This is a genomic window from Oryzomicrobium terrae, assembly GCF_008274805.1.
Taxonomy (GTDB): Bacteria; Pseudomonadota; Gammaproteobacteria; order Burkholderiales; family Rhodocyclaceae; genus Oryzomicrobium; species Oryzomicrobium terrae.
Window position 1 is genome coordinate 1,788,143 of record NZ_CP022579.1, and the last position, 16,348, is coordinate 1,804,490.

Consider the following 16,348-nt stretch of genomic DNA (forward strand, 5'->3'; position numbering starts at 1 on the left):
CTTACACCCCCACCACCTTCCCATCCTTGCGCGAGATGGCGATGGTGGCCGAGCGAGGCCGGCCGCCGGTGACGTCGCCGAACTGGTTGGCCGGCCAGGCGGAGATGGCCGTGGGGTTGGCCGGGTCGCTGCGCTCCAGGGGGTTTTCGCCCGGGTGCTGGATGTTGATGAACAGAGTGCTGCCGTCCGGGGTGCGGGTGATGCCGGTGATCTCACAACCCTTGGGGCCGGTGAGGAAGCGTTTGATCTGGCCGGTTTCCACGTCGGCGCAGAGCATCTGGTTGTTGCCCAGGTTGGCGTAATCGCCCTGGTTGAGCACCGAGGTGGATACGTCGGTCTGGATCCACAGCCGGCCTTCCGGGTCGAACCACAGGCCGTCCGGGCTACCAAAGGCGTCGCCCTTGATGTTGCCGCGCTTGGCCGGGTCCGGGTTGGCCGGATCGCCGGCCAGGGCGAAGATGTCCCAGCCAAAGCTCTCCCCTGCCGCACCGCCTTCGTCGCGCCAGCGGATGATGTGGCCGTAGACGTTGTCCGTCCGGGGATTGGCCTTGTCCGTGGCCGCTGCGTCGGCCGCGCCGCGCTTGGTGTTGTTGGTCAGGGAGCAATACACCTCGCCGGTGACCGGATGGACGGCGATCCACTCGGGCCGGTCCATCTTGGTGGCGCCCACCGCATCGGCGGCGAGGCGGGTCTTGACCAGGACCTCGGCCTGGTCGGCGAAGCCGTTGTCGCTGGTCAGACCCGGGCGGCCGTGCACCAGTGGCAGCCAGCGGCCCTTGCCGTCCTCGCCGAAGCGGGCCACGTAGAGAGTACCCCGGTCGAGCAGGTCCGCGTTGGCGCCGGGGCGGGCCGGATCGTAGCGGTCCTTGGAGACGTACTTGTAGAGGTACTCGAAGCGCTCGTCGTCGCCCATGTAGACCACCACTCGGCCGTCCTTGGCCAGGGTCACGGTGGCGCCCTCGTGCTTGATGCGCCCCAGAGCGGTGCGTTTGACCGGGGGCTTCATCGGGTTCCACGGGTCGATCTCCACCACCCAGCCGAAGCGGTTGGCTTCGTTGGGGTGCTGGTTCAGGTCGAAGCGGGCATCGAACTCGTTCCAGCGGTAGATGCTGCCGCCCTTCTTGATGCCGTAGCGCTTTTCCAGGGCACCGGCGCCGTTGGTCGGCTTGGCCGAGCCTTCGAAGTAGTTGTTGAAGTTCTCTTCACAGGTCAGGTAGGTGCCCCAGGGGGTGACGCCCATAGCGCAGTTGTTGAAGGTGCCGAAGGCCAGGTGCCCCTTGGGGTCGGCGGCGGTCTTGACCCAGTCGGAGCCGGCCACCGGGCCGGACAGCCAGATCGGCGTCGCGGCGGTGACGCGACGGGCGTATTTGGAGGGGCGCACCACCTCCCAACGGTTGCCCTGCTTGCGCACTTCCACCACCGAAACGCCGTGAGCAGCCTGGGATTTGGCTACCTTGGCGGCACTCCAGCCGCTCATGCCGCCCGGATGGAGCAGGCCGTCATCCACGTATTCGTGGTTCAGCACCAGCAGGCCCCGGTCGGAGACGGGCTTGCCGTCCTTGACGAAGGGAAAGAAGTGCATGCCGTCGTGGTGCATGCCGGCCTGGAGGGCCTGGTCTTCGGCGCTGTTGGAAGCGTCAGGCTTGAAGGCCGGGCCATCGGAAATCGGATCGCCCCAGGCATACAGCACCTGCACCTGGTAGTCATTGGGTACCTGTACCAAGTCCTTTTGGGAGACGCCGACGGGGAGGAAGCCAATGGTCGGGCCGGCCTTGCCGCGCATCACCCGCCCGGCGCTGGCCGCCGCCTGGGCCGCCAGGGTAGGCAGGGAAACGCCCATGCCGGCCAGGGCGGTGGCGGAAATGCCACCGAGCAGGAAGTGGCGGCGCGAGGCCTGGACGAACTTGCTGAGGATGGGGTTGGGGCTGTCGTTGCTGATGCAATCGTTATCGAAGAATTTCATGGTGCGGAATGTTTTCGGCTGGGGACGCGGCATTCTCGCAGCGGGCTATGACTGATTCATGACAGCGGCGAAACTGCGCGCCGATGCCGCATTCGGTCGCCTGTGCGGTTGTTCCCGGGGCGCATCTCGGTTAGCATAAAAAAGGATTTAGGTGCTTGCCATGCCTCCTGCATGGCGAGTGAAACGGGAAGTCCGGTGACGTCGATACCCTCGACCATTCCGGCGCAGCCCCCGCTGCTGTAAGCCTGACGACTCCGCTCTACGCCACTGTGCCCTGCGCATGGGAAGGCCGACGGACGAGGATGAAGGTGAGCCAGAAGACCGGCCTGAATCGCATACGAGTAGCACCATTCCCCGGGGTGATGGGAAGGGTTCTGGTGATTCGCCGCGCGCAACTTCCCTCCTCTGCGGCCGTCTTCCGATCCTGATTCACATTCCCTGGCGGTGCCCCCTATTTACCCTTGTTGCCTGGGGAAATATCCGTGCACATCATGGAAGGCTTTCTGCCCATCGAACATGCCGTGGGCTGGAGCATTGCGTCCGCCCCCTTCGTGGCTTGGGGTATCCGCTCCGTCAACCGCCGCATCCGCGAAAATCCCGAACAGCGCATGCTGCTGGGGGTGGCCGCCGCCTTCACCTTCGTGCTCTCGGCCCTCAAGCTGCCTTCCGTCACCGGCAGCTGTTCCCACCCCACCGGCACGGGCCTGGGCGCCGTGCTCTTCGGCCCCGCTGCCATGGCCCCCATCGGCGCCGTGGTGCTGCTCTTCCAGGCCCTGTTGCTGGCCCACGGCGGTCTAACCACCCTGGGCGCCAATCTCTTTTCCATGGCCATCGTCGGCCCCTTCGCCGCCTACGGTATCTTCCAGCTGGCGCGGCGCCTCAAGGCCTCCTTTGCTGTCAGCATCTTCCTCGCCGCCAGCCTGGCCGACCTGCTCACCTATGTGACCACCTCGGTACAGCTGGCCTGGGCCTTCCCCGACCCCGTGGGCGGTTTCACCGTTTCCTTCCTCAAGTTCGCCGGCATCTTCGCCATCACCCAGATTCCCCTGGCCATCAGCGAAGGCCTGCTCACCGTGGTGATTTTCAACGCCCTGGCCCGCTTCAACCCTCAGGAACTGCGCGACATGCAGGTTCTGGGCAAGCCGGAGGCCCAGGCATGAAGGGGCGCCAGAACCTCCTGCTGCTGCTCGCCGTAGTGCTGCTGGCTGCTTTACCCCTGTGGCTGGTGGAAAAGCCGGCGCCGGATGCGCTGGATGCGGAGGGCAAGCCGGTGGAGATCTTCGGCGGTGCCGACGGCAAGGCCCAGGAGCTCATCGGCAAAATCAACCCGGACTACCAGCCCTGGTTCCAGCCCCTGCTGGAACCGGCCAGCAACGAAATCGCCTCCCTGCTCTTCGCCCTCCAGGCGGCCCTGGGCGCCGGCTTCATCGGCTACTACCTGGGCAGCGCCGTGACCCGGGAAAAGCTGAAGCGGGAGCAGGAGAAGCAAGTGGACAAGGCTCGCCAAGCCTCCGCCAGCGAAGACAACAATCGCGGCAAGGACGCCCATGCTGGTTGAGCAGTCGGCCTACGCCAACCGCTGGCGCGGGGTCTGCCCCGGCGCCAAGGGCCTCTTCGCCCTGGGCGGGCTCACGGCTGCCTTCATCGCTGCGACTCGGCTGGAAGCAGGCTTGCTGATTACCACCCTGCTGGTGGGCGTCACCCTCATTGGCGCCCGGGTGCCGGCGGGCCTCTATCTGCGGGTGGCCGCCCCCGCCCTTTTCTTCCTCGCCATCAGCGCCTTCTCCCTGGCCCTTTCGGTGGATCGGGGCGCGGTGGATGGCCTCGGCGTGCACACCACCAGCATCGGCCTGCAACAGGTGAGTCAGGTGCTCAGCCGCTCCCTCGGCGGCCTCGCCGCCCTGCTCTTCCTGGTGCTCACCACCCCCCTCACCGACCTCATTGCCCTGCTGCGCCGCCTGCGCACCCCCGAGGTGCTGCTGGACATCATGGTGCTGTGCTACCGCAGCCTCTTCGTCTTCTCCGGTGCCGTGCAGGACATGCGCACGGCCCAGGCTGCCCGTCTTGGCTACGCCAACTCCCGTCTGACCCTGCGCTCCCTGGGGGAGCTCATCGCCAATCTCACCCTGCAGATCTGGGAACGCTCCCAGGCCCTGCACCAGGCCGCCCTGGCCCGCAACAACGACGGGCCGCTGCGCTTCCTCGCCACGCCCCACGCCCATGGCCGCCGCGACAGTCTGGTGGCCGCCCTGGCCGCCGCCGGCCTCATCGCCCTGGCCTGGGCCGGCCGCGGGGTGACGCCATGAGTCCCATGAACCCTCTGCTGCTGGAACTGGACCAGGTGGCCTTCCGCTACCCGGACGGCAGCGTGGGCCTGGACGGCTGTTCCCTGGCCATCGCCCGGGGCAGCCGCAACGCCCTCATCGGCGCCAACGGCTCGGGCAAGACCACCCTCTTTCAGCACTGCAACGCCCTGCTGCGGCCCGCCGCCGGCCAGTTGCGCTATGGCGGCACGTCCCTCGATTACAGCCGGACCGGCCTGCGTAGCCTGCGCAGCAAGGTGGGCATGGTCTTCCAGAACCCGGACCGGCAGCTCTTCTCCGCCAGCGTGCGGGAGGACGTCTCCTTCGGTCCCCTCAACCTGGGTCTGGATGACGCCACCGTGGCCGCCCGGGTGGAAGCCGCCCTGCAGGCCGTGGGCATGGAGGACCTGGCCCACAAGCCGGTGCAGAACCTGAGTTTCGGCCAGAAGAAGCGGGTCTGCATCGCCGGCGTGCTGGCCATGGAGCCAGAACTTCTGGTGCTGGACGAACCCATGGCCGGCCTGGACCCCTTCATGCAGGAAGAGCTGCTGACCGTGCTGGAAAAGCTGCACGGCCGGGGCATGACCATCCTGCTGGCCACCCACGACATCCACTTCGCCTACCGCTGGGCCGACCGCATCCACCTCATGGCCGCCGGCCGCTGCACTGCCAGTTTCGACGCCCCGGCCCTGGCCACCCACGAAGCCGAACTGGCGGCGGTGGGCCTGCGCCTGCCTTCGGTGATCGGCCTGGAAAAGCTGCTGCGGCAGCGCGGCCTGCTCGACGGCGACACCCCCATCCACAGCTGCAGCGCCCTGCTGGCCCAGCTGCAACAGCACGATTGCTGAGAAGGAAAATTCCATGACCCCAGCCACCCTCGGCAAGATCTGGTTCGTCGGCGCCGGCCCCGGCGATCCCGACCTCATCACCGTCAAGGGCCGCCGCCTGCTGGAACAGGCCGGCGCCATTCTCTTCGCCGGTTCCCTGGTGGACCAGGCCGCCACCCTCTACGCCCCGGAAGGCTGCGACATCCGCGACTCCAAGGACATGACCCTGGAGGAAATGACCGCCTGGCTGCTCGACGCCGCCCGCCGCCATGAAACCGTGATCCGCCTGCAGACCGGCGACCCGGGCCTCTACGGCGCCCTGGTGGAAATGACCCGGCCCCTGGATGCGGCCGGCGTGAGCTGGGCCGTGGTCCCCGGCGTCTCCTCCGCTCTGGCCTCCGCCGCCGCCGCGGGCGAGACCCTGACCCTGCCGGAAGTGACACAAACGGTGATCCTCACCCGGGTGGCCGGCCGCACCCCCATGCCCCCGGGCGAGGAGCTGGAGGCCCTGGCGGCCCACCGCTCGACCCTGTGCATCTTCCTTTCCATCACCCTGCTGCACGAGGTGCAGCGCGCCCTGCTGGCCGCCGGCTGGCCCGAGGATGCGCCCATCCTGGTGGTGCAGAAGGCCTCCTGGCCCGGCCAGGAAAAGATCGTGCGCGGCACCATCGCCGACATCAAGAAGAAGTGCCAGGCGGAGAAGATCGCCGCCCAGACCATGATCATCGCCAGCCCGGCCCTCGGTGCCCGGGACTGGGAAGACATCGCCCGCTCCAAGCTCTACGACCCCAGCTTCACCCACCGCTTCCGCAAGGCCAGCGTGGGCGAGGCCTCCTGAGGAAGCACCATGATCAGTGCCAACGACACCACCCTGCTCCTGGTCGGCCACGGTTCCCGCAACCGGGACGGCAACAAGGAAATCCTCCATTTCGCCGCCCAGTGGCGGGAGCGCCACCCCGGCTGGCGCATCGAGGTGTGCTTCATCGAGCACGCCGAGGTGCTGCTGGACGAGGGCCTTGATCGCGCGGCCCGTAGCGGATCGAAGCGCGTGGTGGTCATTCCCTTCATTCTCAACGCCGCCGGCCACGTCAAGATGGAGCTGCCCCACGCCGTGGAGGAAGCCAGGGAACGTCACCCCGGTGTGGAATTCCAGGTGGTGCGCCACCTGGGCATGGGCCGGGAGATTTTCGCGGTGCTGCAGGGCCAGCTGGACACGCTGATGAAACAGCTGGACATGCCCGACCCCAGCACCACCGGCGTCATCCTGCTGGGTCGCGGCTCCTCCGACGCCGGCGCCAACGGCGAGCTGGCCAAGATGGCCCGCTGGATCTTCGAGGACAACGACCACGAGCTGGTGGACATCGCCTTCACCGGCGTCACCTGGCCCCGCCTGGAAACGGCGGTGCAGCGCCAGGTCAAGCTGGGCATGACCCAGGTGGCCATCGTTCCGGTCTATCTCTTCACCGGTGTGCTCATGGAGCGCATCAAGGCCCAGGCCGAGCGCCTGCAGCGCCAGTATCCACAGGTGGCTTTCGCCCTGGGCACCCACTTCGGTTTCGACAAGGGCATCTTCGACCTGCTCGACGCCAAGGTGGGCGGCGATGAACTGCCCGAAGGCAGCCTGCTCGAATGCGACGGCTGCAAATACCGCCTGGCCGCCGAGGACGAGCACCTGCACGACCACAGCCACACCGCCATTCATCACGATCATGCCCATGAACACGTCCATGGAGGTTGCGGCCACAGCCATGCTGGCTCCCATGGTCATTGCCACGGACACGCTCACCGCCACGACCATCACGCCCACGCCTAAGCCATGAACCAGAACACCAACGTCGTCACCGAACAGCTCACCGCCGCCGGCCGTGCCATCGAGCACGATTCCTTCGCCATCATCGACGCCGAAGCCGGCCCCCATCGCTACGCCGAGGACCAGTGGCCGGTAGTGCGGCGCATGATCCACGCCAACGCCGACTTCGAATTCAACGGCCTCACCGACTTCCACCCGGCAGCGGTGGAGGCGGGTCTGGCCGCCATCCTCAAGGGCGGTACGCCAATCGTGGCGGACGTGGAAATGATCTGCGTCGGCCTCTCGGCGACTCGCCTCAAGCACTTCGGCATTACCACCCACCAGTTCATCTCCGACGCCGACGTCATCGCCCAGGCCCAGGCCGAGGACACCACCCGGGCCGTGCAGGCCATGCGCAAGGCCCACCGCCAGGGCCTGCTCGACGGCGCCATCGTCGGCATCGGCAACGCCCCCACGGCCCTCATCGAAGTGGTGCGCCTGATCAAGGAAGAAGGCGCCCGTCCCGCCCTGGTCATCGGCATGCCCGTGGGTTTCGTCTCGGCCGCCGAATCCAAGGACCTGATGGCCGAGGTTGCGGACGTGCCCTGGATCGTCATCCGTGGCCGCAAGGGCGGCTCCACCCTGGTGGTTGCGGCCATCCACGCCCTCCTCGGCATCGCCGAAGCCCGTCAGCGCAATGCCGCCTGAAGCCAGCAACAGCGCCTCGGTAGAAGCGGTGGAAAACGTAACGGCAACGCCGGCTGAAAAGGTCCGCAAGGGTACGGCCAGGCGGGACCGGGGCAACCGCAGCGGCTTCACCACCGGCGCCAATTCGGCGGCGGCGGCGGTGGCTGCCACCCTGGGCCTTGTCCAGGGCCAGGTCCCGGCCCGTATCTTCTGTCGCCTGCCCCACGGCCAGGAAACTCCCTTCGACATCAACGACGGCCGCGTCGAGGGTGACGGCGTGCCGCTACGCGCCCACGCCGTGAGCATCAAGGATGCGGGCGACGATCCGGACGCCACCCACGGCGCCCACATGACCGCCGACGTGGTGCGCATTCCCGGTGGCGGCGGCCAGGTCATCCTCAAGGGCGGCGCCGGCGTCGGCATCGTCACCAAGGAAGGCCTGGGCCTGGAAGTGGGCGGCCCGGCCATCAACCCGGTGCCCCGGCGCAACATCAGCGACAACGTGGCCCGGGCCGGCGCACCGATCCTGGAAGTGGGCGACAGCCTGGAAGTGACCATCTCCGTGCCCGGCGGCGAGGAGATGGCGAAGAAGACGCTGAACGCCCGCCTCGGCATCCTGGGCGGCATCTCCATCCTCGGCACTACCGGCATCGTTCGGCCCTATTCCACCGCTGCCTTCCGCGCCAGCGTGGTCCAGGCCATCGACGTGGCGGCGCGCCAGGGCCAGACCAGCGTGGTGTTCACCACCGGCGGGCGCACCGAGAAGTTCGCCATGCGCCAGCTGCCTCAGCTGGAGGAATCCTGCTTCGTGCAGATGGGGGATTTCGTCAAGGCCGCCTTCCAGACCGCCATCAAGCGCCAGATGCAGCACGTCTATATCGGCGCCATGGTGGGCAAGCTGACCAAGATGGGCCAGGGCCTGGCCGTGACCCACGCCTGGAAGGAAGCGGTGGACCGGGACCTGCTGGCCGATTGCGCCACCGAGGTGGGAGCGCCCCCCGACCTGGTGGAGGAAATCCGCAATGCCGAAACCGCCCGCTTCGCCGCCGAGCGCCTGGCCCTGCTGGGTCTCACCGTGCCCTTCCACCGCGCCCTGGCCATCCGCGCCATGAAGAGCCTGCGGGCCTGCCACCCCGGCCCCTACCAACTCACCGTGCTGGTCTGCGATTTCGACGGCCAGCTGATCGTCCGCGTCGAAGAGAGCGAAATTGTCTGAGGAATCTGCCATCACTCCACACTGCACCGTTCTCGGCATCCTGGACGACGGCTGGGCCGGCCTGAACGACGCCGCCCGCCACTGCCTGCAGTCCGCCGGCCTCATCGTCGGCGCCGGCCGCACCCTGGCACTGGTGCAGCCCCATCTGACCGCCGGCGTGAGCCTGAAAGACATGGACGGCAAGCTGGGCCAGGTGCCCGGCTGGATTAAGGCCGCCGCAGCCGACGGCCTGCACACCGTCGTGCTGGCCACCGGCGATCCCCTCTGCCACGGCATGGCCAGCTATCTGGTGGGCAAGCTGGGAGCCGACGCGGTCACCGTGCTGCCCGCCCCCTCCACCCTGCAACTGGCCTTCGCCCGCTTCCAGCGGCCCTGGCAGGACTACCGCATCTCCACCTGCCACACCGCCGACGCCGGCGAATGGCAGTTCGGCACCACCCCGGACAACGGCCTCTACAAGCTGATCCGGGCCATCGCCGAATACCCCAAGGTGGCCGCCTTCACCGGCCCGGACAACAACCCGGCCCGCCTGGCCCGGGCGCTGCTGGCCGCGGGCTATGGCGATGAAGTGTGCCTCTCGGTGGCCGCCAAGCTGGCCCTGCCGGACGAGCAGCTGTTCCCTGACCTTCCCCTGGCACAGGCTGCGGCCATGAGCTTCCCCGATCCCAATGTGGTCCTGGTGGAGCGCAGCGTGGCCGACCCACGCGCCATCTTCGGCTTCGACGACCTGGACTTCGTGCAGCGCCAGCCGGAGAAAGGCCTCATCACCAAGCTGGAAGCCCGGGCTTTATCCCTGGCCAAGCTGGGCCTCAAGCCCGACAGCGTGCTGTGGGACATCGGCGCCGGTTCCGGCTCCGTGGGCCTGGAAGCCAGCCGCCTGTGCCGTCACGGCCACGTCTATGCCATCGAAAAGAACGAGGGCGACGCGGCCAACGCCCGGGAAAACGCTCTGCGTTTCCAGGCCACCAACTACACCCTGCGCCACGGCAAGGCCCCGGAAGGGCTGGAGACCTGGCCCGACCCGGATGCGGTATTCGTTGGCGGCTCCGGCGGCGAACTGGCGGCCTTGATCGAGCTGATCCTTACCCGCTTGAAGCCCAATGGCCGCCTGGTGATGAACTTCGTCACCCTGGAAAACCTGGCCACGGCCACCACCGCCCTTGCTGCTTCCGGTGCCAATTGGGACGTTACCCAGCTCCAGGCCAGCCGCAGCCAGCCCATCCTCAACATGCACCGCATGGCGGCGCAAAACCCGATCTGGATTGTTTCCGCAAAGAAGAACTAAGCGATGACTGAGAAAAAATACGGCCGCCTCATCGGCGCCTCCCTGGGTCCCGGCGACCCCGAACTGATCACCCGCCGCGCCTGGGCCGTGCTCAACGGCGACGCCCGCTGGCTCTATCCGGTGAAGAAGGCCGAAGAAAGCTCCTACGCCCTCTCCATCGTCACCCGGGGTGGCCTCAACGTGCCCGCTGACGCGGTGGAGCTGGTGTTCCCCATGACCCGGGACGCGGAAATTCTGGCCAAGGCCTGGGCCCGGGCTGCCGCCCGCACCGTGGAACTGCTGGCCGAAGGCCGGGACCTGGTGTTCCTGGTGGAAGGCGACGCCTCCACCTTCGCCACCTTCGGCCACCTGGCCCGGGTGGTACGGGAGCTGGTGCCTGAAGTGGAAGTGGAAACCATCCCCGGCGTCTCTTCCTTTGCTGCCGCAGCCGCCACCACCGGCACCACCCTGGCCGAGGAAGACGAAACCCTGGCGGTGATCCCCGCCGCCTACGGCGTGGATGTCATCGACCACCTGCTGGACGAATTCGACACCCTGGTGCTGCTCAAGGTGAAGCCCCTGGTGGATGAGGTGCTGGAACTGCTGGAACGGCGCGAGCTGCTCACCACCAGCTGCTTCATCGAGAAGGTCGGCTCCCCCGACGAGCGCATCGTGCGCGACGTGGCCTCCCTCAAGGGCGAGAAGGTGAACTACCTCTCCCTGATGCTGGTGCAGAACCCCAAGCGCCAGCGCGGCGAACTGCGCCGGGGCTGCCGCAAGCGCAAGGCCGAGGCCGCCGTAACGGCCTGACCCCTTATTCGACGCCCGGTGAATCCCCGCCGCCGCAACGCAGAGAACCAGGAGGGCGGCCCCCGCGAAACGCTTCTGGCAGCGACATCAGCACCGAGTCCACGTTGAAAGTAGTCAGCCCATCCCGTGAAAGTCCGCGACTGGCGCGGGATTCCAGAGTGATGCTCTGAAGATCAGCGCCAGTTGTGGCTTTCCGAGGCATACCTATGGAGATCGAGGATTGGCGCGGAGTTTCGCGTGGTACCCCCAAAAAAGCCTTATTCCCATTGCCGGCGTCGTACGTGTGTTGCCCTCATAACTAACTTAAAAATGACTATTGCCCTCCCCTTCCCCAACGAGAGAATCGCCGTCGTCTCCATCACCCGCCACGGCATTGCCCTGGCGGGCAAGGTGGTGGCGGCCCTGCCTGGCGCCCGCCTGTTCGCCCCGGAGAAATTCCGGGCCGAGGCGGAAGCTGCCGCTCCTGGCGCAGCAGCCACCTACACCGGCAAGACCGGCGACCAGATTCCTGCCCTCTTCGCCAACTTCGACGGCATCGTCGCCATCGTCTCCCTGGGCGCCCTGGTGCGCCTCATCGCCCCCCACCTCAAGGACAAGGAACAGGACCCGGGGGTAGTGGTGATCGACGAGGCCGGACGCTTCGCCATCCCCATGCTCTCCGGCCACCTGGGCGGCGCCAACGCCCTGGCCGGTAGCTTGGCCCAAGCCCTGGGCGCCACCCCGGTGCTCACCACCGCCTCCGATTCCCGCCAGACCCTGGGCGTGGACCTCTTGGGCCGGGAACTGGGCTGGATCTTCGAGGCCACCCACGACGAGGTGGTGAAAGCCAGCGCCGCCGTGGTGAACGACGAGCCGGTGGCCCTGGTGCAGGAAGCCGGCAGCCCGGACTGGTGGCCGCGCCACGCCAACGGCCGCAGCGGCCCGGTGCCCGCCAACATCAAGCAGTTCAGCCGCCTGGAAGAGGTGGACCTGGACAGCGTCGCCGCCGTGCTGTGGATCAGCCACCGCCCCCTGCCGCCAGAACTGGCGCCCCGCCTGGCAGGCCGACTGGTCACCTACCGGCCGCCCGTGGAGCAAGGTGCTTGAGCCTGGGCAGCCGCAGAGTGGCGCTGGGCCTGGGCTGCGACCGGGGCACGCCGGAGGCGACCATTGCACAAGCCGTGCAGGAAGCCCTGGCCGCCGCCGGCCTCGCCCCGGAACAGGTGGCGGCCGGTGCCAGCATCACCCTGAAGGCGGACGAGGTGGGCCTGCTGGGTTTTGCCGAGCATTTCGGCCTGGCCCTCACCTTCTACCCGCCGGAAGTGCTGGCCACCGTGCCCGTGCCCAATCCGTCGGAAACGGTACGCAAGTACACCGGGACACCCTCCGTCTCGGAGGCTGCCGCCCTGCTGGCCGCCGGCACCGACATGCGCCAGCTGCTGATTGAAAAACACAAACTGCGGGGGCCGGACGGGCGCAACGCCACCGTCTCCATCGCCCTGCTGCCCTGATCTGTTACTGAATTTTTTGAGGAACGACTTCATGAGCGACATTCAAACCTACGCCCAAACCAACGCCCCGGCCAAGACCGGCAAGATCATGCTGGTGGGCCTGGGCCCCGGCGCCGTGGAACACATGACCGGCCGCGCCCGGGCCGCCATCGCCGAAGCCGACACCATCATCGGCTACGTCACCTACGTGCGCCTGGTGGCCGACCTGATCGACGGCAAGGAAGTCATCAAGAAGTCCATGACCGAGGAACTGGACCGGGCCATCGAAGCCCTGGACCGGGCCAAGCAGGGCAAGAAGGTGGCGCTGATCTCCTCCGGCGACGCCGGCGTGTACGGCATGGCCGGCCCCACTTTCGAGGTGCTGTTCCAGGCCGGCTGGACCCCCGATTCCGACATCGAGGTGGAAATCGTGCCGGGTGCTTCGGCCCTCAACACCTGCGCCGCTCTGGTGGGCGCGCCCCTGACCCACGACTTCTGCGCCATCTCCCTCTCCGACCTGCTCACCCCCTGGCCCACCATCGCCCGCCGCCTGGACGCGGTGGCCTACTCGGACTTCGTGGTGGCCCTGTACAACCCCAAGAGTGGCCGCCGCACCCGGCAGATCCAGGAAGCCCAGCGCATTTTCCTGCGCCACCGCGATCCCAACACCCCGGTGGCCATCGTCAAGAGCGCCTTCCGCCCCAAGCAGCGCCTGGAATTCACGACCCTGGAGAAGATGGCCGAGGCCGACATCGGCATGCTGTCCACCGTGCTCATCGGCAACTCCAACACCTTCATCCAGGGTGGCCTGATGGTCACCCCCCGGGGTTATGCCAACAAGTACGACGTGGCCGAGGGTGAACGTTCCACCAAGGGCGGCGAACAGGCCGGCCGCTCCCTGTCCACCGGCCTCAACGGCTGGCTGGAAGCCATCCGCGAGAGCGGCAAGAGCGCCGCCGAACTGGCCGTGGAATACCGCCTGCCGGAGGACTACATTGCCGCCGCCCTGGCCGCCGGCCCGGAAGAGGACATCGCCGAAAGCGCCGAGGCCGAGGCATGAGTGAGGTGGTCAAACCCAAGATCGGGGCCTACCGCCGCCACCTGCTGGTGTGCACCGGCCCCCGCTGCACCGCGAACGGCGAGGGCCAGGCCCTCTTCGATTCCCTGGGCGACAAGCTCAAGGCGGCTGGCCTCACCGAGGGCGAGTTGCGGGTCAAGCGCAGCCGGGCCAGTTGTTTCGCCGCCTGCAAGGGCGGCCCGGTGCTGTGCGTGCAGCCCGACGGCACCTGGTACTACAACGTCACCCCGGAAAACATGGACCGCATCGTCGCCGAGCACTTGTGCGGTGGTAAGCCGGTGGCCGATCTGGTGTTCCACCAGGGGCCGGGGGACTGCGCCGAACCGATCTAGGTGGGATAAAGCGAAAAACGAAGAAAAGGGAACGGCGGCCCCGCCCGAAGGCCGCCACTTCTTTGCAGTAGCGATTCGGGCACCACACGAACCAGCAGGTGCCCGCGGCAACGTGGGTGAAACGGGAACAGGGTGCGCGGCGGCCTCCACCGCCGCAATGCCTTGGCTGCCCCCGCAACGGTAAGCGAGTGTGGAGCTGTCGTGCGTCCTCCTCCCCGGAGGTTGCAGCCACTGTGGTCTGCAGGTCAGACGGTGTTTCATGCCGGCCAGACCCGCGCCATGGGAAGGCGACCGCTCAAGACTCGCAAGCCCGGAGACCGGCCTGCTGACAGTCTGAGCGCCCAGGGATGGGCGTCTCATCATGCGACCGGCTGCGGGGATGCTGACGGAGCGCGATAGTCAGGGGACCGGCCTGCCGGCCTACTGCTGCGCTCCCGAAATCGGCCGGATCGCCAAACGGGAGTATTTCATGAAACCGCATCACACCGCCGGCGGCGCTCGCCTCCGGATCACCCGATGGTCATGGCTGTTGGCCGCCCTGCCCTTACCGGCTCTGGCCGTCGAAACCCTGGGCGAAGTCACCGTCCAGGCCAGCAAGCAGGCCCAGATCGGTATCGCCGACAGTGCCAGCGAAGGCACCGTCACTACCACCCAACTGGCCAACCGGCCCCTGTTGCGCCCCGCCGAGGTGCTGGAAACCGTGCCCGGGCTGATCGTCACCCAGCACTCGGGGGACGGCAAGGCCAACCAGTATTTCCTGCGCGGCTTCAACCTGGACCACGGCAGCGACTTCACCACCACGGTGCTGGGCATGCCAGTGAACATGGTCAGCCACGCCCATGGCCAGGGCTACATGGACCTGAATTTCCTGATTCCCGAACTGGTCAGCGGCATCCAGTACCGTAAGGGCGTTTATGCGGTGGAGGACGGCGATTTTTCCGCCACCGGCTCGGCGCGGATCGACTACCAGCGTGCCCTGCCCGTCTCCTTCGTCGACCTGGGCGCCGGTCAGAACGGCTACCGGCGCGCCCTGGGCGCCGCCAGTACCCCCCTGGGCGGCCTGACCTTCCTCGGTGCCGTGGAGGCGTCGAGCAACAACGGCCCCTGGGAGCAGCCGGAACACCTGGGCCGCACCAACGCCGTGCTGCGCCTGTCGTCCGGCACCGCCAACAACGGATTCTCACTGTCCGCCCTGGCCTACGAGGCGCGCTGGACCGCCACCGAGCACGTGCCGGAACGGGCCATCGCCAGCGGCGAGATCGGCCGCTACGGCGCCCTGTCGCCACGGGACGGCGGGCGTACCCATCGCTACAGCCTGTCCGGCGACTGGGCCACTACCGGTAGCCAGTTCGGCGCCGAGACGGCCACCAAGGCCAGCGTCTATGTCATCGATTACGGCCTCAACCTGTTCAGCAGCCCCTCCGGCTTCATCAACGGCCCCCAGGGCGACCAGCACGAGCAGGCTGACCGGCGCACCGTGTGGGGCGGCCAGGCCAGCCGCAGCTGGTTTCTCGGCCCCCGGCTGTTCGATTCCGAACTGATCCTGGGGGGCCAGCTGCGCCGCGACGACATCGGCAGCGTCGGCCTCTACGACACAGTGCTGCGCCAGCGCACTAATACAGTTCGGGAAGATCGCATCCGCCAGACTGCCACGGCGCTCTACAGTGCGCTGAAAACCCCCTGGCTGCCCTGGCTGCGCACCTCCCTGGGGATACGCTACGACCGGATCCAGGCCGAGGTGACGCCCCTGGGTGGAGCCTTCAACATGGACAATGGTGGCACCGCCAGCGGCAGCCAGACCAGCCCCAAGCTAGGTCTGGTGCTGGGGCCCTTTGGCAACACCGAGTTCTACGCCAACTGGGGGCGGGGTTTCCACAGCAACGACGCCCGGGGGGCCACGGCTCGCACTAACCCCAAGGACGGCATGCCGGTGGAAGCGGTGCCCCTGATGGTGCGCACCCGGGGTAGTGAGGCCGGGGTGCGCACCAGCCTCCTCCCCGGCTGGCAATCGAGCCTGACCCTGTGGCAGATGGAATTGGATTCGGAACTGGTCTTCATCGGCGACGAAGGTGTCACCGAGCCCAAGGGGGCCTCGCGCCGCCACGGTCTGGAATGGTCCAACGACGTGGCCCTGGGCAAGGGCTTCCATCTCGACGCCGACCTGGCCCTGTCCCGGGCCCGCTTCAAAACGCCGGTGAACGGCGGCGACCGGGTGCCCAACGCCATTCCCCGCACCGCGTCCCTGGCCGTGAGCTACGACGAAGGCGGACGCTGGTTCGGCGGTTTGCGCCTGCGCTACCTGGGGGCCTATGCCCTAGAGGAAACGGGCCAGGAGAAATCCACCCCGTTCTGGATGGCCAACCTGAAACTGGGTTACCGCCTGGACCGCCAACTCCAGTTCTCCCTGGACGTGCTCAACCTGTTCGGTCGTAAGGCCAACGACATCGAGTACTGGGGCGGGGCCTGCACGCGCAACGAACTGAACGCCGGGGCCTGCGGCGGGGGCAACGGTATCGACGGCCGTCTGCTTCACCCCCTGGAGCCGCGCACGGTACGGTTGGGGATGCGCATCAGCTTCTGAGCCCTGCAACCTAGCGGTGGCGCGTACGC

Annotated in this window: 16 protein-coding genes and 2 riboswitches; of the genes, 15 read left to right on the forward strand and 1 reads right to left on the reverse strand. The window is 67.5% G+C overall.

Going from position 1 to position 16,348, the window contains the following annotated elements; all coding sequences use genetic code 11:
• Position 1: 1 nt before the first annotated feature.
• Positions 2–1,963, reverse strand: coding sequence for a PhoX family protein (locus tag OTERR_RS08215; protein WP_149425429.1), 1,962 nt, complete (start codon positions 1,961–1,963; stop codon positions 2–4).
• Between the two features lie 132 nt (positions 1,964–2,095).
• A riboswitch (cobalamin riboswitch) is annotated at positions 2,096–2,307 on the forward strand.
• 147 nt (positions 2,308–2,454) lie between these two features.
• On the opposite strand from OTERR_RS08215, the gene OTERR_RS08220 reads away from it, so the two are divergent.
• The 15 genes from OTERR_RS08220 to OTERR_RS08290 all read left to right on the forward strand — a co-directional run bounded on the left by OTERR_RS08220 (position 2,455) and on the right by OTERR_RS08290 (position 16,319).
• Positions 2,455–3,123: an energy-coupling factor ABC transporter permease gene (locus OTERR_RS08220; RefSeq protein ID WP_246154472.1), complete on the forward strand. Its 669-nt coding sequence runs from the start codon at positions 2,455–2,457 to the stop codon at positions 3,121–3,123.
• The gene (locus tag OTERR_RS08225; RefSeq protein ID WP_149425431.1) at positions 3,120–3,521 is read left to right on the forward strand and encodes an energy-coupling factor ABC transporter substrate-binding protein; all 402 of its coding nucleotides are present in this window, start codon (positions 3,120–3,122) and stop codon (positions 3,519–3,521) included. The genes OTERR_RS08220 and OTERR_RS08225 overlap by 4 nt, the downstream gene beginning before the upstream one ends.
• Positions 3,511–4,269 carry a cobalt ECF transporter T component CbiQ gene (cbiQ, locus tag OTERR_RS08230; RefSeq protein ID WP_054620903.1) on the forward strand — a complete coding sequence of 253 codons (759 nt, stop codon included), beginning with the start codon at positions 3,511–3,513 and terminating at the stop codon, positions 4,267–4,269. Before OTERR_RS08225 ends, cbiQ begins: the two co-directional genes overlap by 11 nt.
• Before the next feature lie 5 nt (positions 4,270–4,274).
• The gene (locus OTERR_RS08235; protein ID WP_149425432.1) at positions 4,275–5,114 is read left to right on the forward strand and encodes an energy-coupling factor ABC transporter ATP-binding protein; all 840 of its coding nucleotides are present in this window, start codon (positions 4,275–4,277) and stop codon (positions 5,112–5,114) included.
• A gap of 13 nt (positions 5,115–5,127) precedes the next feature.
• Entirely contained in the window at positions 5,128–5,931 is an 804-nt protein-coding gene (gene cobM, locus OTERR_RS08240) for a precorrin-4 C(11)-methyltransferase (RefSeq protein WP_149425433.1), read from the forward strand.
• Between the two features lie 9 nt (positions 5,932–5,940).
• Positions 5,941–6,906 (forward strand): sirohydrochlorin chelatase, encoded by a 966-nt coding sequence (locus OTERR_RS08245; RefSeq protein WP_149425434.1) that lies wholly within the window; start codon positions 5,941–5,943, stop codon positions 6,904–6,906.
• Positions 6,907–6,909: 3 nt separating this feature from the next.
• Positions 6,910–7,590 (forward strand): precorrin-8X methylmutase, encoded by a 681-nt coding sequence (locus tag OTERR_RS08250; protein ID WP_149425435.1) that lies wholly within the window; start codon positions 6,910–6,912, stop codon positions 7,588–7,590.
• Entirely contained in the window at positions 7,580–8,785 is a 1,206-nt protein-coding gene (locus tag OTERR_RS08255; protein WP_149425436.1) for a cobalt-precorrin-5B (C(1))-methyltransferase, read from the forward strand. Before OTERR_RS08250 ends, OTERR_RS08255 begins: the two co-directional genes overlap by 11 nt.
• Positions 8,778–10,070: a precorrin-6y C5,15-methyltransferase (decarboxylating) subunit CbiE gene (cbiE, locus tag OTERR_RS08260; RefSeq protein WP_149425437.1), complete on the forward strand. Its 1,293-nt coding sequence runs from the start codon at positions 8,778–8,780 to the stop codon at positions 10,068–10,070. Before OTERR_RS08255 ends, cbiE begins: the two co-directional genes overlap by 8 nt.
• Positions 10,071–10,073: 3 nt before the next feature.
• Complete coding sequence (gene cobI, locus OTERR_RS08265) at positions 10,074–10,859, forward strand: precorrin-2 C(20)-methyltransferase (protein ID WP_149425438.1); 786 nt, start codon at positions 10,074–10,076, stop codon at positions 10,857–10,859.
• Between the two features lie 309 nt (positions 10,860–11,168).
• A complete protein-coding gene (locus OTERR_RS08270; protein ID WP_149425439.1) occupies positions 11,169–11,945 on the forward strand; it encodes a cobalamin biosynthesis central domain-containing protein in 777 nt (258 codons plus the stop codon).
• On the forward strand, positions 11,942–12,349 hold the full coding sequence (locus tag OTERR_RS08275) for a cobalamin biosynthesis protein (protein ID WP_149425440.1): 408 nt from the start codon (positions 11,942–11,944) through the stop codon (positions 12,347–12,349). The genes OTERR_RS08270 and OTERR_RS08275 overlap by 4 nt, the downstream gene beginning before the upstream one ends.
• A gap of 31 nt (positions 12,350–12,380) precedes the next feature.
• Entirely contained in the window at positions 12,381–13,388 is a 1,008-nt protein-coding gene (gene cobJ / locus OTERR_RS08280; protein WP_149425441.1) for a precorrin-3B C(17)-methyltransferase, read from the forward strand.
• A complete protein-coding gene (locus tag OTERR_RS08285; RefSeq protein WP_149425442.1) occupies positions 13,385–13,738 on the forward strand; it encodes a (2Fe-2S) ferredoxin domain-containing protein in 354 nt (117 codons plus the stop codon). Before cobJ ends, OTERR_RS08285 begins: the two co-directional genes overlap by 4 nt.
• A gap of 79 nt (positions 13,739–13,817) precedes the next feature.
• Positions 13,818–14,078: riboswitch (cobalamin riboswitch) on the forward strand.
• Positions 14,079–14,207: 129 nt separating this feature from the next.
• On the forward strand, positions 14,208–16,319 hold the full coding sequence (locus OTERR_RS08290; protein ID WP_149425443.1) for a TonB-dependent receptor: 2,112 nt from the start codon (positions 14,208–14,210) through the stop codon (positions 16,317–16,319).
• Positions 16,320–16,348 lie beyond the last annotated feature (29 nt).